This window comes from Sorangium sp. So ce1014 (genome assembly GCF_051521505.1).
Taxonomy (GTDB): domain Bacteria; phylum Myxococcota_A; class Polyangia; order Polyangiales; family Polyangiaceae; genus Sorangium.
The window spans coordinates 6572182-6593366 of the sequence record NZ_CP150356.1 but is presented as its reverse complement, the minus strand read 5'-3'; the positions used below and the strand labels follow the sequence as shown (position 1 = coordinate 6593366).

General features: G+C 71.8%; 17 protein-coding genes. 12 read left to right on the top strand and 5 right to left on the bottom strand.

Annotation, left to right across the window (positions count from 1 at the left end; all coding sequences use genetic code 11):
* The first annotated feature begins 54 nt into the window (after positions 1-54).
* The gene (locus WME75_RS24795; protein WP_437475857.1) at positions 55-2034 is read left to right on the top strand and encodes a hypothetical protein; all 1980 of its coding nucleotides are present in this window, start codon (positions 55-57) and stop codon (positions 2032-2034) included.
* A gap of 42 nt (positions 2035-2076) precedes the next feature.
* Here WME75_RS24795 and WME75_RS24790 read toward each other — a convergent pair whose 3' ends face one another.
* Positions 2077-5463 (bottom strand): ATP-binding protein, encoded by a 3387-nt coding sequence (locus tag WME75_RS24790; RefSeq protein WP_437475856.1) that lies wholly within the window; start codon positions 5461-5463, stop codon positions 2077-2079.
* Positions 5464-6024: 561 nt separating this feature from the next.
* Between WME75_RS24790 and WME75_RS24785 the strand changes: the two genes are divergently transcribed.
* From WME75_RS24785 to WME75_RS24770, 4 genes are all read left to right on the top strand, one after another.
* Entirely contained in the window at positions 6025-6429 is a 405-nt protein-coding gene (locus tag WME75_RS24785; RefSeq protein ID WP_437475855.1) for a hypothetical protein, read from the top strand.
* 629 nt (positions 6430-7058) lie between these two features.
* Positions 7059-8390: a polysaccharide deacetylase family protein gene (locus WME75_RS24780; RefSeq protein ID WP_437475854.1), complete on the top strand. Its 1332-nt coding sequence runs from the start codon at positions 7059-7061 to the stop codon at positions 8388-8390.
* Positions 8391-8434: 44 nt separating this feature from the next.
* Entirely contained in the window at positions 8435-9214 is a 780-nt protein-coding gene (locus tag WME75_RS24775) for a metallophosphoesterase family protein (protein WP_437475853.1), read from the top strand.
* A 95-nt stretch (positions 9215-9309) separates the two neighbouring features.
* A complete protein-coding gene (locus WME75_RS24770) occupies positions 9310-10677 on the top strand; it encodes a GNAT family N-acetyltransferase (protein WP_437475852.1) in 1368 nt (455 codons plus the stop codon).
* Here the strand turns inward: WME75_RS24770 and dsrP are convergent.
* The 3 genes from dsrP to WME75_RS24755 are packed head-to-tail and all read right to left on the bottom strand — an operon-like array spanning position 10583 to position 13413.
* Entirely contained in the window at positions 10583-11875 is a 1293-nt protein-coding gene (gene dsrP / locus WME75_RS24765; protein WP_437475851.1) for a sulfate reduction electron transfer complex DsrMKJOP subunit DsrP, read from the bottom strand. The two genes, WME75_RS24770 and dsrP, sit on opposite strands and share 95 nt — an antisense overlap.
* Positions 11876-11890: 15 nt before the next feature.
* Positions 11891-12793: a 4Fe-4S dicluster domain-containing protein gene (locus WME75_RS24760; protein WP_437475850.1), complete on the bottom strand. Its 903-nt coding sequence runs from the start codon at positions 12791-12793 to the stop codon at positions 11891-11893.
* Positions 12790-13413 carry a hypothetical protein gene (locus WME75_RS24755; RefSeq protein WP_437475849.1) on the bottom strand — a complete coding sequence of 208 codons (624 nt, stop codon included), beginning with the start codon at positions 13411-13413 and terminating at the stop codon, positions 12790-12792. Before WME75_RS24755 ends, WME75_RS24760 begins: the two co-directional genes overlap by 4 nt.
* Positions 13414-13641: 228 nt before the next feature.
* Between WME75_RS24755 and WME75_RS24750 the strand changes: the two genes are divergently transcribed.
* Genes WME75_RS24750 through WME75_RS24730 form a run of 5 tightly spaced genes read left to right on the top strand, consistent with a single transcriptional unit; the run spans position 13642 to position 17932 of the window.
* Positions 13642-13884, top strand: a complete 243-nt coding sequence (locus WME75_RS24750; protein ID WP_437475848.1) for a hypothetical protein — start codon at positions 13642-13644, stop codon at positions 13882-13884.
* Complete coding sequence (locus WME75_RS24745) at positions 13884-16298, top strand: molybdopterin-dependent oxidoreductase (RefSeq protein WP_437475847.1); 2415 nt, start codon at positions 13884-13886, stop codon at positions 16296-16298. Before WME75_RS24750 ends, WME75_RS24745 begins: the two co-directional genes overlap by 1 nt.
* Positions 16295-17068 (top strand): nitrate reductase cytochrome c-type subunit, encoded by a 774-nt coding sequence (locus WME75_RS24740; RefSeq protein WP_437475846.1) that lies wholly within the window; start codon positions 16295-16297, stop codon positions 17066-17068. Before WME75_RS24745 ends, WME75_RS24740 begins: the two co-directional genes overlap by 4 nt.
* Positions 17065-17598, top strand: a complete 534-nt coding sequence (locus tag WME75_RS24735) for a 4Fe-4S dicluster domain-containing protein (RefSeq protein WP_437475845.1) — start codon at positions 17065-17067, stop codon at positions 17596-17598. Before WME75_RS24740 ends, WME75_RS24735 begins: the two co-directional genes overlap by 4 nt.
* Positions 17591-17932 carry a hypothetical protein gene (locus tag WME75_RS24730; RefSeq protein WP_437475844.1) on the top strand — a complete coding sequence of 114 codons (342 nt, stop codon included), beginning with the start codon at positions 17591-17593 and terminating at the stop codon, positions 17930-17932. Before WME75_RS24735 ends, WME75_RS24730 begins: the two co-directional genes overlap by 8 nt.
* Positions 17933-17958: 26 nt before the next feature.
* On the opposite strand, the gene manA is transcribed toward WME75_RS24730, so the two are convergent.
* Positions 17959-19158 carry a mannose-6-phosphate isomerase, class I gene (gene manA / locus WME75_RS24725; protein ID WP_437475843.1) on the bottom strand — a complete coding sequence of 400 codons (1200 nt, stop codon included), beginning with the start codon at positions 19156-19158 and terminating at the stop codon, positions 17959-17961.
* A gap of 122 nt (positions 19159-19280) precedes the next feature.
* Between manA and WME75_RS24720 the strand changes: the two genes are divergently transcribed.
* Positions 19281-19790 (top strand): MmcQ/YjbR family DNA-binding protein, encoded by a 510-nt coding sequence (locus tag WME75_RS24720; RefSeq protein WP_437475842.1) that lies wholly within the window; start codon positions 19281-19283, stop codon positions 19788-19790.
* A gap of 153 nt (positions 19791-19943) precedes the next feature.
* On the top strand, positions 19944-21152 hold the full coding sequence (locus WME75_RS24715) for an endonuclease/exonuclease/phosphatase family protein (RefSeq protein ID WP_437475841.1): 1209 nt from the start codon (positions 19944-19946) through the stop codon (positions 21150-21152).
* Positions 21153-21185: the final 33 nt, after the last annotated feature.

The following is a 21185-nucleotide window of genomic DNA, read 5'->3' as shown; positions in this document are numbered from 1 at the left end:
CGGTGGGGAAACGCGGCCTTGACAGGACGAATGGCGTGCACGTCTCCTGGGCGCATGGCAACTCTTTGCGAAGACGGGATTGCGGGCGGCGCCGGGCGTCGAGAGGCTCCGGCGAGCAGGTCGCAGCGCCGCGCGGCCCGCATCGGGAGATCGGGCTTTCCCCGGCTGCTGTCGTGCGGGATCATCGCCGGCGCCCTGGCCGGGAGCGCGTGCAGCTCGGACCCGAGCCCCGGCGGCGCCGGTGCCGGGGGTGGAACCGGCGGCATGGCGGCCTCCAGCGGGAGCGCGGGCGGCGAGGCGGGCGCCGGCGGCACCACGACGACCGGCGCGGGAGGCGAGGGGGGCGCGGGAGGCGCGGGAGGCGAGGGCGGTGGCGGCGATATCGCGCCGGTCCTGCCCGAGATCCACCCCGAGGTATTCGGCACGTTCGACACGTCCGAGCTGACGGTGTTCGCCTTCAGCCAGGTGGAGGTGCATGAGGAGGATCCGCAGGTGCTCGAGCTCGCCCCGGACATGGTGCCGAGAGCGTGGCAGCGCTGGCGCGATACCGGGATCGCGGCCGACGATTACGACGCCGCGTATCCGGCGAGCTGCCGCGAGCGCGACATCCGCTTCGTCGCCGGCAGCACCGCGTCCGTCATCTTCGAAGACGAGGTCGACAGCGAGGAGCAGTTCCTGGAGCAGACCACGCGCAACGCCGCGGGCGAGCTCGTCGCCCACGACCCGATCGTGCCAGGCGCCCACCGGTCGAGCATGGCGTCCCCGAGCTACCGCGCGCGCCTCATCGAGATCGGCAAGCTCCAGATCGATCTCGGCGTGGACGGGCTGACGTTCGACGAGATCAACGGCGGCTACGGGGGCGCGCAGTACGACGGCAACGAGGGGTTCGACGATCACCACGTCGCGGACTTCGGAAACTACCTCTGTCGCAAGCACGGCGGCCGCCCGGACGGCTGGCAGCAGGAGCTCGATCTCCTGCCGGAGGACGGGCTCGACTGCGGAGGAGCGCCCGAGACCGCCGGGAGGAGCTTCGACTTCCGCGGTCACCTCCAGCGCATGAACGCCACGGTGAAGCCGTTCGACAGCGGGAACAAGCTGCTCCTCGAGGAGTGGGGCTGGACCGTCGGGAACCGGCCAGATCCGCAGGTCGGGACCTTCGTCGAGGTCTATCCGGCGCTCGTCTACTGGCAGGAGGTCGTGCTCGAGCTCCGCCGCTACGCGCGCGAGCAACACGGCCGCGAGATCTTCATCACCTCGAACGGCATCATCCCGTTCGTCGACCTGCAGAGCGTGGGCCTGTACGACTGGAACATCGACGGCGACGGTCCGCGCGGCATGGACTGGGTGCCCATCGTGGATGGACACCTGGACGGGACCGTGTCGTTCCAGACCGCCCTGCGCGGGCTCAAGGCGCGCTCGAAGCGCGTTCAGGAGCTCGTCGGCGGCAAGGAAGTCCCCCTGATGCTGTTCCTGGACTGGCCCAATGACATGATGAACCGCTACTACGCGCTCCCGCTGGAGGAGCGGAAGGACTACTTCCGTGTCTTCGCCGCGGAGGTCTACGCGAACGGCCTGTACTTCGCCCTGCCGCTGCACACGACGACGGACGAGAACACGGCGACCGCGCTCGAGATGATGGAGTTCTTCGCGCGCTTCCGCGACTTCTACCGATCTCACGCGGACCTGGTCCACGGGGCGACCGACCTGACAGGAGAGGTGACCCTCTCCTTCGAGGCGTGCGCGTCCGCCGAGGACCCCGAGGCCTGCGCGGACGAGAAGAAGACGAGCCACAACCTCGCGCAGCTCCCGGACGGCCGCACGGTGCTCCACGTGATCAACCACGTTTACAGCGAAGGCGTGGTGGAGCAAGAGGGGTTGACGGCGAGCTTCCCCCTGGACACGAGCCCGACGGAGGTGACGGTCGCGTCGATCGATTTCGAGGAGGATCGCGCGGTGCCCTTCTCGTACGCGGAGGGCGTGGTCACCGTCCAGGTCGGCTCGCTGCCGGCCTCCGTGGCGATCGTCGTCGAGTGAGCGTCGACCGTGCGCCGCGCGCCGCGCGTCACGCACCCGCCGTCAGCCGCCCGGCCGGCGGGCTGCGGCGACGCGCGCGACGAGCCGCTTCACCTCGGCCGCGTCCACCGGCTTCGTCAGGTGGTGGTCGAACCCCGCCTCCCGGGCCTGCCGCCGGTCCTCCTCCGTCCCCCACCCGGTGAGCGCCACGAGAAAAAGCCCGGCCAGGTCGGGCTCCGCCCGGAGCCGCCGGGCCACGTCGTAGCCGTTCATGCCCGGCAGGCCGATGTCCAGGAACACGAGGTCGGCGCCGAGCTCCCGGGCCGCGGTCAGCGCCTCGGGGCCGGTGTGGACCGCACGGGTCTCATGCCCCGATATCCGGAGGAGCAGGGCCAGGCTCTCGGCGCCGTCGACGCTGTCGTCCACGACGAGGACGCGGAGGGCGGCCAAGGGGGCGCCCTGCGCAGGCCCGGCGGACGATGGCCTCGACGCGACCTCGGCGGCGGCGGCGAGGGGGAGGCGGACGGTGAACGTGGAGCCGCGGCCGGCGCCCTCGCTCTCGGCGTGGATCGTGCCGCCGTGCAGCTCGACCAGGCGCTTGACGAGGGTGAGCCCGATCCCGAGGCCGCCCTGGGCCCGATCGATCGAGCGGCCAACCTGGGTGAACATGTCGAAGACCTTCGACAGCATGTCGGCCGGGATCCCGACGCCGTTGTCCGCGACCCGGACGACCACGGCGGCGCCGTCCCGCTGGGCGGCGAGCCAGATGCCGCCGCCGGCGGGAGTGTACTTGGCCGCATTGTTGAGGAGGTTCGCGAACACCTGGGCCAGCCGGGTCGAGTCGGCGTCCAGCAGGAGAGGGGCCGGCGGGAGGCGGACCGCGAGCTCGTGCGCGGCGGCCTCGATCAGCGGACGGCTCGTCTCCAGGGCGCTGTTCAGGACCGCCCGGAGGTCGACGCGCTCCTTCCGCAGCTCGACCTTGCCGCGGGTGATCCGGGAGACGTCGAGCAGGTCGTCCACCATCCGGACCATGTGGCCGATCTGCCGGTTCATCATGTCCAGGATCTTCCGGGTCTGGTCAGCGTTGCCGGCGATCTTGAGGATCTCCAGGCCCGTGCGGATGGGAGCGAGCGGGTTCCGCAGCTCGTGGGCGAGCGTGGCAAGGAACTCGTCCTTGCGCCGGTCCTGGTCGCGGAGCTGGTCGTAGAGCCGGGCGTTCTCGATCGCGACGGACGCGATGTGCGCGAGCTGGACGAGGATCGCCTCGTCGCTCTCGGTGAACTCGCCGTCGTGCTTGTCGGAGAGATGGATGAGGCCGAGGTTCTCCCCGCTCCGGCCGATGAACGGCACGACCAGCCAGCCTCGCATCGGCGGAGGCCTGTCGGCCTCGGCGCCGAGGCTCCGCCAGGCCAGGGGCGCCGGGGGCTCAACCCGGGTGGGGGGTGCTGCGGGGGGCTCAACCCGGGTGGGGGGTGCTGCGGGGGGCTCAACCCGGGTTGGGGGCGCCGCCGCCGGCTCAACCCGGGTGGGGAGCGCCGCCGCCGTCGCCGGCTCAACCCGGGTGGGGGGCGCCGCCGCCCCCAGCTCAACCTGGGTGAGCCACGCCGGGGGTGCTTCCAGCTCAACCTGGGTGAGCCGCACGGGGCGGTTGGCATGGCAAACTACCGCATAGACGTAATCTTCTATGGGCGTCACCAGGGGTCGTCGCCAGCCATCGTACTTTCCGGATACCGACACGGTGTTGACCGCCTGCGACCCCCCATCCCCCGCGGTCAGCCGGGTCATCGCCACGTGCGCCCCGATGATCCGCCGCGCCTCCTCCGTGATCCCCTCCAGCACGCTGCCCAGCGAGCCGCACGCATGGATGGTGAGCGCGGCGTCCGCCACCTGCTTGAGGAGCCGGCCCTGCTCCCGCTCCCGCTCGAGGAGCCGCGCGACCCGCTCCTCATCGAGCTTGCGGGCGGTGACGTCGCCCGTCACCCCGTCGAACCGCCGCGGAGCGCCGTCCGGCGCATAGGCCGTCCCGCCCAGCGCCCGGACCCACTTGATCGCCCCCGTGGCAGGATCGACGGTCCGGTAGTCCACGTCATACGGGATCCGCTCGCGGATCGACGCCTCGATGGCCCGCCGGGTCAGCTCCCGGTCCTCCGGGTGCAGGCGCTCGTAGAACGTGCGGATGGTCACCCGGGCATCCCGCGGCAGCCAGAAGTGCTCCTTCACCCGGTCGTCCCAGATCAGGTCGTCGAACGGCAGATCGCAGTACCAGAACCCGAGGCCCGATAGCCGGACCGCATAGTCGAGCCGCTCGTCCCGCTCCCGCACGCCCCGCGCCGCCCGGGCTCGCTCGATGGCCTCCCAGCAACGGCCCACCACGAGCCGCACGAGCCCGACCTCAGCGGCGCTCCAGCGGCGCGGCACCCTCTGATGGACCGCCATCGCGGCGGTGAACCGGCCGGACTTGTGCAAGGGGACGCAGATGACCGCCTGGATCTGCGTCGCCCGGTACGCCGTGAGATTGTCGCCGGCCCGCGGGTCGGCGTCGACATCGTCGATGACATACGGCTCGTTCGCGAGCATGAGCCGCAGCACCTCCGGGCCGAAATCGGCGACCGGCCACCGGCCGACGATGCTCCGGACCCCCGCCGTGTAATCGCCCGTGATGACGAAGGTGCGCTCGTCCTCGACCTCCGCGTAGGCGCACCGGTCCACGCCGAGGTGCTCGGCGAGCCGGCGCGCCGTCACCGCCATGACGTCGCCGGGGTCGGCGAGCGGCTGGGTGGCAGCGGCCAGCCCGGCCAGGAATCGATGCCGGCCCTCGCTCTCCCGCAGCGCCTCGGCGGCCCGCCGGGCATCCCGCGCCTGGGCAAGGGCATGCACGGCGGTGGCGGCGAACCGCGACAAGCTGGAAAGAAGCCGGGCGTCCTCGGCATCGAACTTCCGCTCCTCGCCATGAGCGAGGACCCAGACCGTGCCGATCGGCGTGCCGCCCGCATGGAAAGGGACGGTCAGCGCCTCGACGACCGGCGGCTCCACGGCGGCACCCGCCACGAAATGACGGGCAGGGTGCGAGAAGAGGAGCGCCGCATCGCGGTCGAGGACGAGGCCGCACGGGCTCTCGTACCGGGGCATCGTACCGCCGAGGTTGGGCGCAAACGCCCCGGCGACGGCAACCCACCGGAACACCGCCCGGCCGTCCTTCTCCTCCTCGAGCACGCTGACGCCCGCCGAGTCGGCCCGGCACAGCTCGAGGAGGAGCGACACGAGCGCCGGGAGGACGTTCTCCAGGGGCCCGGCCATGGCCTCGGCAAGGGCGATCAGGGCCCGGTTCTCGGCCGCGTGGTCGGGCAGCCGGGACCGGCGGCGGCCGAGCTCCTCGGTGGCCATCAAGCCCTCCAGGAGGGCCCCCTCCGGCGAGAGCGCAGCGGTGCCGTCGCGGGGCGGAGGACTCATGAACGCGCACGCTCCACCCGGTCCCAGCGGTGCAAGGGCCAGGCGGATACGCCGAGCAGCTCGGCCACCGAACCGACGGTCATGAGGTCCCGGAGATCAAGCCAGCTCGGCTGCGCGTGCTGCATGGGCTCGGCAGGTGTTGCTAAGGCGAACGGCACGCCACCGCAAGCCGTCCGGCGCGCGTCGGGCGCACACGGGCGTCCCGCCGCCGCGCGCCGGCCGCGCGCTCAGCCTTGAGGGCGCCTGGCGCTGGTCCAGGGACGAGCGGGCGCCGTTCGTGTCGATCGTCACCGCCCTTCTTTCTACGCTGGAAATTGTCGCTGCGGAAGCGTGTGTCGTACGGCTGACTCCGCCGGTCGGACGCGCGCCGTGGAACGTGCTGTCCAGGGTTTGCCCAGGCGCGCGCCGGAGCGACTCAGGAGGTTGCTCTCGCCGGGCCCGTTTTCAGGAAGGTGCCTTTGCCGGGGGCGTTGAAGAGATCGCCGGGCAGCGACGGCGAGCTCAGCAGCTCCCGGCGCGCGGCTCGCCAGGGCGGCGCTCATGATAGAATGAGCGTGGACCATGCTCGAGATCCTGCGCAATGCTCACTACACCGTGACGATCGACCCGGCGGCACAGCTCGCGCGGGTCGTGCGGAGCGCGACGCCGCTTGAGTCCCCGGCGCAGCTCGAGGAGCGGTGGATGGAGGTGAGCCGCGCGCTGGACCGGGTGGGCCGCAACGGGCTGTGCCTGCTCGTCGATCTGCGCGCGGCGGTGGGGCGGAATGAACCGCAGTTCGAGACGGCGATGCAGCGGCTGCGGCCAGCCTTGTTGAGCGGCTTCCGGCGCGTCGCCATCCTCGTACGGACGACCGCGGGCGCGCTGCAGGTTCAACGCCATGTCCGGGAGGACGGCATCGACCGGATGATCGGCAGCGACGAGGCCCAGCTGCTCGATCACCTTCGCCAGGCGCCGCGCAGCCGCTGACGCGGCTCGCGGCCGACGCCGCCCCGCCGGCGCGCGCCGGAGCACCGCTCCTGATCTTCATCGAGGTGTCCTCGGTCCGGCAATGTCCATCGCGAACTCCTTCATTCCGTGAAGACGTGAAGAGATGAGGAGCCGAGGTCGCGCGCCCGGCGCCCCCGCAGGGCGAACGGCCGCCACCCACCCACGCTCGCTCGCAGGACAGCCCCCCGCCCGGGCCGCCGCTCGCCCTCTACAGTGCTCGCGCGATCCGGACGCGGCTCACCTTTCGCGCCCGGCCGGGGACGATTCTTGTAACTGGCCGAAATTGAACCGCTTTGCGGGCAACGGCCGGCCGCCGGCGCGCCCTCGCCGAGCGCCTCGCCGGCGAGGCGCCGCGCTCGATGACGCCAGTCGAAGACTGGGACGGAACACCTCTGCTCGGCGCTGCGGACCAACTCCTTATCTGGGCTGTGCAGCCCTGTGCTTCGGTTTTGTCGTTTGTTGCTTGAGCCGCTTGTCAGCTATCGAATCCACCGTATAGTGGACCCGAGTCGCGCCCCTGCCATCCGCCATGCAGTCATGCGGCGTGTTGCAGCGCTCGTGTCGATCCGTCGGATCGAGGCGCCGGCCATCTCAGGTCCGCTCCGGCGATGCCCTGGACGGCGTTTGCCGTGCAGGAGGGGCCGGGCGCGGGGGGCCAGGAGGACAGCCAGGCAGGGCCGGCGCTGGACGAGCAGGCGAGTCGAATGAACGGCAGTCCACTCGATGGGGGAGAGGGGTATGGCGGCCGCCGGAGCGCCGCCGTCACCGATCTCTGCTGCTGCCAAAGGCTCTCGAAGGGGGGAGGAATCATGTCGAACGTGGTGAAATGGCTCTCGGATCTCCTGGCCGTGCCGTGGGCGACTCGGCCATTCACGCGGATGATGCGCGGCCACGTGACCATCATCGTGATGCATCGGCTCGCGGACCCGGACCGCGGCATCGCGGGCCTCGATCCGCGCGATCTCCGGCGCGCGCTGCAGTTTCTGAGGAGCGAGCGGTATCCGATCGTGTCGCTCGAGCGGGTCTTCCGGAGCCTCGCGGGCGAGGCGCCGCCCATCGACCGGGCCGTCGCCTTCACGATGGATGACGGCACGAGCGACCAGGCGACGGTCGCCGCGCCGCTCTTCGCGGAGTTCGATTGTCCGGCCACGGTCTTCGTCGTGACCGGCTATCTGGACGGCGAGCTGTGGTGCTGGTGGCACCGCGTGGAGTACGTGTTCGAGACGACGCGGCGCCGCGAGCTCAGCGTGATGGTGGCCGGCCTGCGCCACGTCGTCCGCCTGGACGAAGGCACCCCGCGGGCGCAGCTCGCGCGGCGCTTCATGGAGCAGTGCAAGCGCGTCCCCGACGTCGAGAAGCTCCGCGCGATCGAGTGGCTCGCCGCCGCCGCCGAGGTCGAGCTCCCGGCGCGCCCGCCCGCGCGTTACGCGCCCATGTCGTGGCATGACGTCCGCGCGTGCGAGGCGCGCGGCATCACGTTCGGTCCGCGCACGGTCACCCATCCGGTGCTCTCCAGGACGAGCGACGCGCAGTCGAAACACGAGATCCTCGTGTCCTGGGCGCGCCTGTGCGCCGAGGCCAGGCGCCCGGTCCCCATCTTCTGTTATCCGAACGGGCATGTGGGGAGGGACTTCGGCCCTCGCGAGAGCGCCACGCTGCGCCGGCTCGGCTTTCTTGGCGCCGTGACCAACTCGCCTTGCGACTACGCGACCGCCGAGGGGTTCCAGAGCTCGCCGGAGGCGCCGTTCTCCGTGCCCCGGATCGACTTCGGCGCCGATCACCGGAGCTTCATCCGCTCCGTGTCAGGCGTCCTGCGGACGAAGCAGGTGCTGACGCGGCACGTCGTCCAGCGAGGCGCGGCGGCGCCGGGCGATCCGGGCACGGCGCTCGATGAATCCCAGGACGAAACCCGCGGCCCGACCGCCTCGTTCTTCGAGTGATCATCGACCGAGGGGGACATTCCTCACACGAAAGGTGGCGCGCCATGCTCTACGGGATCATCGCGGACGTTCACGGTAACATCGAGGCCCTCTCGGCAGTCCAGGCGTTCCTTGCGGAGCGGGGCGTGGATCGCCTGATCTGCCTCGGGGATATCGTCGGGTACAACGCCGACTCGGACGCGTGCGTGCGCCTGCTCGCGCGGCCGCCGGTCCTCGCGATCGCGGGCAACCACGACCTCATCGCGATCGGGCGGCTGGGGGTCGAGCGCTGCGGCGCCAAGGCGGCCTTCGCGCTCCGGCGCACGCGCAGCGCGCTCTCCGCGGACAGCAAGCGGGCGCTCGCGCTGCTGCCCAAGCGGCGCGTCATCGAGGGCGAGATCGTCCTCGTCCACGGCGGCGTCGCCGACGTCTGCCAGTACATGGTGAGCCCCGCGCACATCGAGGAGAACGCGCTGCTCCTCCGCGAGCGCGAGCCGAGCGGGCGCATCTGCTTCTTCGGGCACACCCATGTCCAGGCGCTCTACGAGGTCGAGGCGGCGGTCGCGACGGCGCGGCCGATCGGCGAGCGCGTCTCGCTGGGCCGCGCGCGCCAGCGCTTCTTCATCAACCCCGGCTCGGTCGACGCGGCCCGGAGGAGCGAGAAGCTCGCGGATTTCGCCGTCTTCGACTCGTGGCGACAGGAGATCTCATTTCACCGGGTCCCTTATGATCACGAGCGCGCCGAGCGGCGCGCCGCCGAGGAGGGATATCGGATGACGTGGCTGGACACGCGCCTCGGCGCGGCGCGGGGGGCGCTCGCCCACCTGCGGCCGCGATGGCGCTGAAGGGGAGCGATGCCGCCGCCGCGCCGCTGCGAGGAGGGCCCGGGCGGGGCGGCGGACGCGGGAGCGGGAGCGGGGTTGCCCGGAGGGGAGGGGAGATGTTGCGGTTTCACCTGGTGACCGAGTTCGCCGAGCTCTGCGCGATGCGCGGAGCGTGGGAAGAGCTGATGGGGCGGAGCGGCTTGAACGAGCCGATGGTCACGCCGGACTGGACGCTCGCCTGGTGGCGCGTGTTCGGGGCGCCGGGCCGCTCGCTGCGCGCCGCGCTCTTCTTCGATGGGCCCCGCCTGGTCGGCCTCGCGCCGCTGCTCGAGCGCCGCTGCCGGCACCGCAGCGGCATCCCGTTCCGCCGGCTGGAGCTCCTCGCCTCGGGGGAGGACCAGGCCGACGAGATCTGCTCCTGCAACCTCGGTGTGATCGCCGAGCGGGGCGCCGAGGCCGACGTCGCGCGCGCGCTCGCCGGCGCGCTCACGGGCGCAGCGCTCGGCGCCTGGGACGAGCTCGTCATGCCGGCCATGCGCACCGACGGCGCGCTCGCCGTGCTCCTCGCGCGCGAGCTCCGGCAGCACGGCATCGACGCGCGGATCGAGGTCACCGACGTCTCACCGTACATCCCGCTGCCGTCCAGCTGGGAGGCGTACCTTGGCGCGCTCTCCACGTCGCGCCGCTACCTCGTGCGTCGCTCGATGCGCGACCTCGAAGCGTGGGCGGGCGGCGCGCTGACGTTCGAGCGGGCGAGGACGCGGGAGGAGCTCGCGCAGGCGCGGGCGATCCTGGTCCGCCTGCACGCCGAGCGGTGGTCGGCCGAGGGGCGCGCGGGCGTGTTCGCCTCGCGGCGCTTTCGAGAGTTCCACGACGAGGTGATGCCCGCGATGTTCGAGCGCGGCGCCCTCGACCTCGCGTGGCTCTCGGCGCGCGGCGAGCCCATCGCGGCGCTCTACAACCTCGTCTGGAACAACAAGCTCTACTTCTACCAGTGCGGGCGCAGGGTCGACCTGCCGAAGGGGCTCCGGCCCGGGACCGTGATCCACGCCTACGCCATCCGCGCCGCGATCGAGGAGGGGCGGCGCGAGTACGATTTCCTGGACAGCCCCTGCCAGTACAAGCTGGCCCTCTCGCTGTCGGCGCGGCCGCTCATCGAGCTCCGGGCCGCGCGGCCCTCGGTGAACGACAGCGCCCGCCGCGCCGCGGAGCTCGCCGCGCACGAGCTCCGCGTGCTGAAGCGGCGCGTCCCTCGCGACGTGGCGCGCCGCCGCCGGGTCGCTCGCGCGCGCCCCGGCGGACCGGCAAGCGCCCCCGTGCGGCGAGCCGGCAGGCGCCCCGGCGGACGGCGCGAGCCCCCGGCGGGCGGCGCAGGCGCGCGCCGCCTCGTCATGAGCCTTCCGCTCCGGCGGGCTCACCTGCTCTCTCGGCTGTACCTGCTCTGTTGGCTCGCCCGCGCGGCTCGACCGAGAGCTCGCCGGTGAGCACCGTCAGCGCGACCTTGATCGCGATCGTGAGCACCATGAGCCCCACGGCCCAGATGCCCGCCGTGATCTTCCACTCGGCCATCGAGGGCGCATACTCGACGATCTCGTGCAGGGTGCTCGGCACGAAGCCCGGGATGATGAGGCCCATGCCCTTCTCGATCCAGACGCCGGCGAAGGCGGCGACGCAGGCAGCGTCGAGCCAGGCCCGGCTCCTGCGGCTCGCCGGCAGGTGCAGGATCGCCGCGGAGGCCACGTTCAGCGCGACGGCCGACCAGATCCACGGCACGAGCGCGGCCTTGCCGTGCAGGCCGAAGAACAGGTAGGTCACCGCGGCGCCGTGCGTGCCGCCGGTGTAGAGCGACGTGAAGAGCTCCGAGCCCAGCATGAACAGGTTGAGCAGCACGGTCACGCGGAGCACGGAGGTGAGCGTGCGGATCGGCCCGTCGCCCACGCGGAACCGGGTCAGCCGGGCGACGAGCTGGAGCAGCAGGATCACGAAGGCGGGGCCCGTGATGAAGGCCGAGGCGATGAAGCGGGGGGCGAGCAGGGCCGAGTTCCAGAACGGCCGGCCGCCGAGGCCCGAGTAGAGGAACGCCGTCACCGTGTGGATCGAGACCGCCCAGCCGATCGACAGGAACACGAACGGCAGGTACCACCTCCTGTCCGGCTTCCTGCCGAGATACCTCGTGTAGATGAGGTAGCCCGAGATGTGCAGGTTGATGAGCAGGTAGCCGTTGAGGACGATGACGTCCCAGGTCAGCATCGAGATCGGCCAGTTGAACCGGCCGATCCCGGGCAGGATGTGCCAGAACCTGTCGGGGCGCCCCATGTCGGCCACGATGAACAGGAGGCACACGACGATGGCGGCGATCGCGAGCAGCTCGCCCAGGATCACGACGTCGTGCATCTCGTGGTCGTCGTAGAGATACGCCGGGATCACCATCATCACGGCGCCCGCCGCGAGCCCCACGCCGAAGGTGAAGTTCGCGATGTAAAGGCCCCACGAGACGTGGTCGCTCATGCCCGTGACCTGCATGCCCTCGGCGAGCTGGTGCGCCCAGGCGTTCGCGCCGACGAGGGCGATCGCCGTGAGCACGGTCATCCAGAGATAGAAGCGCCATGAGCCCTCGAAGCTCTGGCCGATGACCCGGAGCAGGAAGCGCGGATAAGTGATGGCGTGCGTGTCCTTGCGCATCGTGGCTCCGCTCGCTCAGACGTCGAAGAAGTAGAAGAAGCGCGGCCGCGTGCCGAGCTCCTCCTTGAGGACGAAGATCCGCTTGTTCTCGAGCACCCAGCGGAGCTCGCTCCCCGGGTCCAGGAGGTTGCCGAAGACGCGCGCGCCCGTGGGGCAGGCCTCGAGACAGGCTGGCATCCGGCCCTCGCGCGTCCGGTGGAGGCAGAAGGTGCACTTTTCCACCACGCCCTGGGGCCTGATGCGGTTCGACAGGTAGCCCTGGTCCGGGTTGATCTCGTCGGCCGGTATCTCGGGCTTTGTCCAGTTGAAGCGTCGCGCGTGGTAGGGGCAGGCGGCCTCGCAGTAGCGGCAGCCGATGCACCAGTCGTAGTCGACGGCGACGATGCCGTCGGGCTCCTTCCAGGTCGCCTGGACAGGGCAGACACTCACGCACGGCGCGTTGTCGCACTGCTGGCACTGCACGGGGAGGTAGTACTTGCCCTTCGCGGGGACCGCGTGCTCGTACGTCGCGTTGCCCTTCTCCATGTCGAAGCTGCCCTGCTCCATCTCGAGCACGCGGATGTAGGAGTTGTTCGTGCGCCGATCGTGGTTGTTCTCCACGTGGCAGGCCTCGACGCACTTGCGGCAGCCGATGCACACGCTCAGGCTGAGCGCGTAGCCGAACTGCACCCCTTCCTGCGGGCGGACGTCCCGGATCGTCACCTCGCGGCCGTACTCCTCGCGCGTCTGCTGCTCGTGGCGGTGGATGACCTCGCCGATCTCGTCCCGGGTGAGCTCCTTGTAATGGCGCTGCAGGAACTGATCGAGCGAGAGATCCTTGCTCCACGCGCGCAGCGGCTCCATCGCGTGAGCGAAGGCGGAGGCGCCGAGCGTGCCTCCGAGCACCTTGAGCGCGACGCGCCTCGACGGCTGGGTCATTGGTGGGCTCCTTCTCCTGTGCCGTGATTCCCCACGAAGCGGTCGCGCGGGGGCAGGACGGGCGTCGAGGGCTGGAACGCGGGCACGTGGGGATCGTGGCAGTCGACGCAGTGGTTGCGCACCCGCGCGCCGCCCGCGTAGCTGCCGCTCATGCCGCCGTGCGCCCCCTTCGCGTAGTCGCGGTGCTGCGGGCCATGGCACTGCGCGCAGAGCTGCATGGCGTCGCGCATCGGGACGAGCGCGCCGTCGGCCTTGCGCAGCGTGTCCTGGTCGCCGATCACATGGCACGAGGCGCAGCTCAGCTCGCCGTGCTCGAACCGCAGCCCGACGTGGAACTCGTCGAGCGCCGCCGCCGAGGCAGGCAGCGCCTCCGGCCGGCGCAGCGAGTGGCACGTGACGCACGCCGCGCGGATCGGCCGGCCGAGGGAGTCCCGCTTGTCGGTGGGGACGCCGGAGAGCTTGCCAGGGCGATGGAGGGTCGCGGAGGCGACCGGCGTCGCGTCGAGCGCTGGGCGCAGCTCCAGCGGCTGGTCGCGATCCTTGCAGCCGGCCGCGTGGGCCAGGCACAGGAGGCCCAGAATCGCGGCGGCCCCGGGTCGATGAGGAAGAGAGGAGTGCACGGCGCCGTCCCCATCGCACGTCACGTGCCACCGCGCGCGTCCGGGGCGGCGCCGGGGCCCGCGACCCGGGCGGGGTGCAGGGCGCGCGTGTGGACGCACGGTTTGCGTGAGGCCCGGTCTCCGGGCGCCGTGGGCCTCCGGTGAGCCGCGGTGCGCGAGGTGCAATCCGCCGGTCTTCCAGCGGCGCTCCCGCGTGGCCCGGGCCTTGCGAGCGCGGACGGAAGCGCCATGCCCATCAGTGCTCTTGTCATCACCCTTGCCGATGAACCCAGCGCGCGAGAGCGCGCGTGTCGCTCGCTCGCCGGAGAGGCCGCGCTCTCGCTGGGCCCACCGTCCGGCTCCAGGCTGCCCGCGGTCGCCGAGACAGCGTCGCTGCTCGCGGGCGCAGAGCTCCTGGAGCGGGTGCTCCTCATGGACGGCGTGGACTTCGTCGATCTGGTGTCGGTCGACTTCTCGGATCTGGAGGAGTGATGGAGCGCCGTGAATTCCTGAAGTACTCCGCGATGGGCACGGCGACCGTGGCCGCGAGCCGGCTCGCGCTGGGCAAGGACGCGGTCGCCGCCGCCGCCGAGGCGGCGCCCGTCACCGCCGATGTGGTGTGGAACAAGGCGCCGTGCAGGTTCTGCGGCACCGGCTGCCACGTGCAGGTGGGCGTGAAGGGGGGCCGCGTGGTCGCTGTCGCGGGCGACCAGAGCGCGGACGTCAACAAGGGCCTTCTCTGCGTGAAGGGGTATCATGTCGGTCTCGCCCTCTACGGCAAAGATCGGCTCACGAGGCCGCTGCTCCGCAAGAACGGCAAGCTCGAGCCGATCGGCTGGGACGAGGCGATCGAGATCATCGCCAGGCGCGCGATGCAGAACCCGGCCGGCTTCGCGCTGTACGGCAGCGGCCAGTGGACGATCCCCGAGGGGTACGCCGCGAACAAGCTCGTGAAGGCGGGGCTCGGGAACAACCAGATCGACCCGAACGCGCGCCTCTGCATGGCGTCGGCGGTGACAGGGTTCCTCTCGACCTACGGCGTGGACGAGCCGGCCGGCTGCTACGAGGACCTGGACAGGTGCGATGTCCTCCTCATGTGGGGGAACAACCCCGCCGAGATGCACCCCGTGCTCTTCTCGCGCGTCGTCGACCGGCGCTCGAGGGGCGAGCAGGTGCTGCTCATCGATCTCACGACGCGGCGCACGCGCACCTCGGCCTTCTGCCAGCACACGCTGTACTTCAAGCCGAACACCGATCTTGCGATCGCGAACGGCATCGCGCACCTGCTCGTCGAGCGCGGGACGTTCGACCGGGCGTTCGTCGAGAAGTTCTGCAACTTCCGCCAGCGGACCGAGCACCCGACCCTCGACGGACGGCCGATGACCTTCGAGGAGTACAGGGAGGCGCTCGCCGAGTACACGCCCGAGCGGGTGGAGGCGCTCTCGGGGGTCGCCGCGAAGGACCTCCGGATGCTGGCGGATCTCTTCGGGCGCCGCGATCTGCGGATCACGAGCCTCTGGTGCATGGGGATGAACCAGCACACCCGCGGCACCGCGATCAACGATCTGGTGCACGGCGTGCACCTGCTCAGCGGGCATTTCGGCAAGCCCGGCGACGCCCCGACCAGCCTGACGGGCCAGCCGTCGGCCTGCGGCACCGTGCGCGAGGTCGGCACCGTGGCCAACGGGCTCCCCGGCGGCCTCGTCGTCACGAACGGCGAGCACCGGCAGAAGGCGGAGCACCTCTGGAACCTGCCCGAGGGGCGGATCAACCCGAAGCCCGGCTACCACGCGGTCGAGCTCTGGAAGCGCTTCTCGACCCCGAAGGAGCAGGGGGGCGACATCGACACCGTCTGGGTGATGGTGACCAATCCGGGCCAGTCGCTGCCGAACACGAACGAGCTCTTCGACCCGAGCCGCAAGATCCCGGGCAAGTTCCTCATCGTGTCCGACGTCTACCCGACGGCCACGGTGCGCGCCGCGGATCTCGTCCTGCCCTCGGCCATGTGGGTCGAGAAGAACGGGATGTTCGGCAACTCCGAGCGGCGCACGCAGCAGTGGTTCAAGATGGTCAATCCGCCCGGCGAGGCGCGGGACGACGGATGGCAGATCCTCGCCGTGGCCCGCAAGCTCCACGACATGGGCTTCGCCGGGATGAAGGACAAGGACGGGCGTTTCCTGTTCGACATCCGGAAGGACGGCAAGGAGGTGCCGGTCTGGGACCACAGGCACTATTACGACGTCAACGTCGACGAGCACCTCTTCGAGGAGTACCGCAAGTTCACCCGCTTCAAGCACAAGGACCTCGCGCCTTACGGCGAGTACGTGAAGGCGCGGGGCCTGCGCTGGCCCGTGGTCGAGCAGCCCGACGGCTCGTGGCGGGAGACGCGGTTCCGCTTCTCGAAGTTCGACGATCCCTATGTCACGGGGGGCGAGATCCAGTTCTACCACTCGGTCACAAGGGACGACCGGGCGCTCGTCTGGTTCCACCCGTACGAGCCGCCGCCCGAGTCGCCCGACGCCGACTATCCCTTCTGGCTGTGCACGGGCCGCGTGCTCGAGCACTGGCACACGGGCTCGCTCACCATGAGGATACCCCAGCTCCAGCGGGCGATGCCGCAGTCGTACCTCGAGATGAACCGCGAGGACGCGCGGAAGCTCGGCGTCGCCGACGGCGAGGTGGTGATCCTGGAGAGCCGGCGCGGCGCGCTCGAGCTGCCGGTCTGGATCGAGGGCCGCGGCGCGCCCGCGCCGGGCACGGTGTTCGTCCCCTTCTTCGATGAGACGGTGATGGTGAACCGCGCGACGCTGGAGGCCCACGATCCGCTCTCGAAGCAGCCGGACTACAAGAAGTGCGCGGTCCGGATCCGACGCAAGCCGCAGGGCAAGCAGGGAGAGGCGCGATGAGGAGCGCCCGCGGCCTGCACGTCGGCCTCGCGGCGGTCGTCGCCATCACGGCGGCGGGCTTCTTCTCGGGAGTCCGCGGCACGGATCAGGGGGTGGCGGCGCTGCGCGGCGATTCGCCGCCGCCCGCCGCGAGCGTCGAGGCGCGCAGCTATGCCGACATGCGCGAGCGCGCACACGGCCCGAACGCGAGCCTGTACGAGGGCGCCTTCTCCCGGCTGGAGGCGGCGCACGCCGACCTCTACGCGCTCGTGGAGCCATCGGAGGCCGACCGCGAGGCGGCGCTCGAGCGGCGCGCCTCCCGCCGCGCGTACGACGGCGCGCCGCCGACGATCCCGCACCGCATCGAGCAGCTCGGCGCGCCGGATTGCCTGTCGTGCCACGAGAACGGGCTGCGCGTCGCAAACCTCACCGCGCCCAGGATGAGCCACCGGCGCTACGAGAGCTGCACGCAGTGCCATGTCGTCGGGGACGACCCGAGGCCGCTCGCGGAGACGCCGCCGGCGCCCGACAACAGCTTCGCGGGCCTGGCCTCGCCGCGGCGAGGCGCGCGCGCCTACGAGGGCGCGCCACCGACGATCCCGCACCCGACCTTGATGCGCTCGGAGTGCGCGAGCTGCCACGGTGTCCATGGCGCGCTTGGCCTGCGCTCGACCCACCCTTACCGGCAGAGCTGCACCCAGTGTCACGCGCCTTCGGCCGAGCTGGATCAGCGCGCGCCCAGGCCGCTCTCGGCGTGGCCGCCGCCGAGCATGGGAGCGGACAGGCCATGAGCGCCGAGCGGCCGAAGATGCGCCGGCGCGATCTGCTCCGGATCTTCTCGCCGGGACCCGAGGCGCCGCGGGAGTCGACCCGGGCACCGGCGGCCTTCTCGCCGGCGCCGGCGGCGGCCTTCTCGCTCGACGCGTTCTATGCGCAGCGGGTCGGCGCCGGGGCCGTCACGGGGGAGACGATTCCCGCCTTCGGGATCTCCGCGTCGGCCGAGGTCCCCGCGCCCCGCGCCGGCGTTGCCGAGCAGCCCTCGCCGCCGCCGTGGCGCCGGGGAGGGGCCGAGCACGCGCTGCCGCCGGGCGCTGTCCCGCGGCTCTTGCCGCACGCCTGCATCGCGCTCGAGTCGTTCTGCTCGGTGTGCGTGGAGCGCTGTCCTGCCGAGGGCGCGCTCGTGATGGAGCTCGGGCGGCCGAAGCTCGATGAGGACAGGTGCACCGGTTGCGGCCGCTGCGTCGAGGTCTGTCCCGCGCCGGTGCGCGGCTTTACCGTCGTTCCGCGCGCCTTGCCGCAGGGAGCTCCACGCCATGCTTGAGACGGAGATCGGTCCCGAGATCCCGCTGCCGCCCTTGCAGGAGGCGGTGCTCGACGAGGCGACCCTCGAACAGCTCTTCCTCGACATCGTGGGGGCCGCGGAGCTCGTCTCGGTGTCGCTCAAGGCGGGCGCGACGGCCCGCGCCGGAGACCGCCCGCGGGCCGGGAGCGGGGGCGACGAGCTCGCCCTCGCCCGCCGCGCGCTCGGCGACGGGACGGCGCTCGGCGTGCAGATCCGCTATCGCTTCGGGGGCTCGGAGTGGTGCGATACGCTGCTCCGGCTGCCCTCCGGCGTGCGGCTCGTGCGCGTGCGGATGGAGGACGCTCTCGGGTAGTGCGTTGCGCCCCGTTCGATTCGGCCTCAGAGGCCGACGGTGGCGCGGAAGAACTGGCCGTCTCCCTCGATGGCGTAGCCCCCGGAGGCGAACGGGACGAAGATGGATCCGCCCTGGCGGAGGTCGCGGGCGAGGCCGCGCGCATCGGTCAGCGACGCGTGTCCCCGGGTGCACAGCACGATCTCCGGGCCGCGCCGGTCGTCCGTCCTCCAGGTGGACACGGCGTCGAGCTCGATGCGGGAGAGCCGGAACTCCGGCGCGGGGGTGTCGTAGAACGACTCTGCGCCGGCCCGGCGCGGCGCGACCGGCTCGACGCGCCACGGGGAGAAGTCGAGGACGCGCACGAGCTCGTCGGCGTTGACGTGCTTGGGCGTGAGCCCGCCGCGGAGCACGTTGTCGGAGCTCGCCATGATCTCGATCCCGACCCCGTGCACGTACGCGTGCAGCCGGCGCGGCGGCAGGTACAGCGCCTCGCCCGGCTCGAGGTGCACGTCGTTGAGCAGGAGCGCGATCACGACGCCGATGTCGCCCGGGTAGAGCTCGTGCAGGCGGAGCGCCCAGCCCGAGGCCCGCGCGAGCCAGCCGCCCGCCTGCGCGCGCGCCCGGCACGCCTCGACCACCGAGGAGACGAGCTCCCGCCGCGCCGCCGGGTCGAGCGCGAGGAGGCCCTGGAAGAGCCGCGCGACGGCGGCAGCGTCGACCGGCGCGGCGCCGCGCGGGACGAGCGCGTCCGCCGGCCCTCCGGCGAGGAGCGCGAAGACCTCCGGCAGGGCGTCGGCCGGCCGGAAGCCGCAGAGCGCGTCGAACGGGGTGAGCGCGCAGAGGAGCTCGGGCTTGTGGTGCGGGTCGCGGTAGGTGCGCTCGGGCGCGTCGACCGGGATACCGGCCGCGTTCTCTGCGTCGAACCCGCGCCGCGCCTGCGCATCGTCCGGGTGCGCCTGCAGCGACAGCGGCTGATCGGCCGCGAGCACCTTGAGCAGAAAGGGGAGCCGCGCGCCGAAGCGATCGCGCGTCGGCCCGCCCAGGAAGGCGTCCGCGTGCCTGGGGATGGCGTCGATCAGGCGCTCGCGGCCCCCGTCGAGCTCGATGCACGAGGACGCCGCCGGGTGGGCGCCCATCCAGAGCTCGGCCTGGGGCTTGTCGGAACGTCCCTGTCCAAGCAGCGCCGCGATGGCCTCCCGCGAGCCCCAGGCATACTCCTGAACACGGTTCTCGAGCGAAAACATGGATAGCTCCTGAGGGGCCCACCCTACCTGATGGCTCCGGGGAAGTCAGCCCTTGAGCGCGCGGGCGAGGCGGCGAGCGGCGCCGGCTTTACGCGGGCCGGCGTGCGCCCTACGCTCGGCGAATGACCACGATCAAGGACGACGCGGCGTTCACTCCCCTCCTTGCGAGGCTGCGCGACGCCGCGCTGGCCTATCCCGAGGCGGTGGAGGAGTTTCCCTGGGGCGATCGCGTCGCCAAGGTGCGCGGGAAGATCTTCGTCTTCCTCAACACCCACGAAGGGAAGCTCCGCGTCACCGCCAAGCTCCCGCAGTCGGGCGAGGCCGCGCTCATGCTGCCGTTTGCGGAGCCGACCGGGTACAACCTCGGCAAGAGCGGGTGGGTGACAGCGCGCTTCGGTCCGAAGGACCGCGTGCCCGAGGCGATGCTGCTCGAGTGGATCGAGGAGAGCTACCGCGCGGTGGCGCCGAAGCGGGCCTTGCGGGCGCTCGACGACGCGGCGCCGGAGCTGCGGGAGAAGGGGGCTGTGGCGAAGAAGGGGATTCCGGCCAAGACGACGTTGGCGAAGCAGGGGATTCCGGCCAAGAAGAAGGCGCCGGCGCCGCGAGCGCAGCTCGCCCGGAAGCGGGGATAGCGCCGCGCTCGCGAGCGTTCACCCGAGCACATCCACGGAAAGACATCGATGCGCCAGAGCGAGCCATCCACAGAATCCTCCTCCGCTCCGCAAGGGCCTGCCGCCCGGCGCCCACCGCCGCCCCCGCCGCGCTGGCGCCGGCTCCGGGCCGTCGTGCTCGCCGGCGCCGTGCTCTACCTCGTCGGGGTCGTCGCGATCTGGCTCGCCCTGCCCGTCCTTGGCGACCGCTGGTGGCCCGCGACGCTCTTCCTCTTCGGCCCGCGCCAGCTCATCGCTCTCCCGCTGCTCGTGATCGTGCCCGCCGCGCTCCTCCTGCATCGCCGTGCCCTCCTCCTGGCGGCGCTGGCGTCAGCCATCGTGGTCGGGCCCATCCTGGGATACTCCCTCTCGCTCCGGGCGATCGCCGGCGGGACGGGCCGCGGCGATCTGCGCGTCGCCTCGTTCAACACGGGGAGCCGCGCCATGAGCATGGAGCGACTCAAGGGCTTCGTGGCCGAGTCCCGGCCCGACGTGCTCGCGCTGCAGGAGTGCGCGACGCCGGAGCCGGAGCTGACTGCTGCCTTTCCGGGGTGGTTCGTCCACGTCGACCGTGGGATGTGCCTCGTGAGCCGGTATCCGCTCCTCGAGGTCGAGTCCAGGGACCGCCGCGACGTCTGGCGTGCAGGTGGCCACGGCGCCATCCTCCGCTACGCGATCGCGCTGCCGGACCGCGCAGCCCCCGGCGCTCGGGCCGGCTCCCCCGGCCCAGGCGCCGACGTCGGCGCGCCGGACGCGCCGCAAGCGACTGCGGACGCGCCGGACGCGCCGCAAGCGACTGCGGACGCGCCGGACGCGCCGCAAGCGACTGCGGACGCGCCGGACGCGCCGCAAGCGACTGCGGACGCGCCGGACGCGCCGCAGCTGGGCGCGCAAGCGGCGCCCGGGACGCGCACCTTCAGCCTCCTCAACCTGCACCTGGAGACGCCCCGCGACGCGATCGAGGCGCTGATGCATGGCCTGTGGAAGCAGGCAGCGGAGCACGACCGCGTCATGGCGCTGCGCACGTGGGAGTCCGAGCTCGCGAGGCAATGGGTGGACGAGGCGCCTCATCCGGCCGTGATCGTCGGCGATCTCAACATGCCGGTCGACAGCGCCATCTACCGGCGCTTCTGGGCGGGCTTCGAGAACGCGTTCTCCCACGCCGGGCTGGGGTTCGGCGCGACGAAGCGGACGCGCTGGTTCGGTATCCGCATCGACCACGTGCTCGCCGGGCCGGGCTGGACCACCGAGCGCGCGTGGATCGGCCCGGATCTCGGCTCGGACCACCTCCCCATCCTCGCCGACCTGCGCTGGACGGGCGGCCCTCGCCAGGGGTCGCCCTGAAGCTCAGCAACTTCGGTCAGGCATGACGGGCAG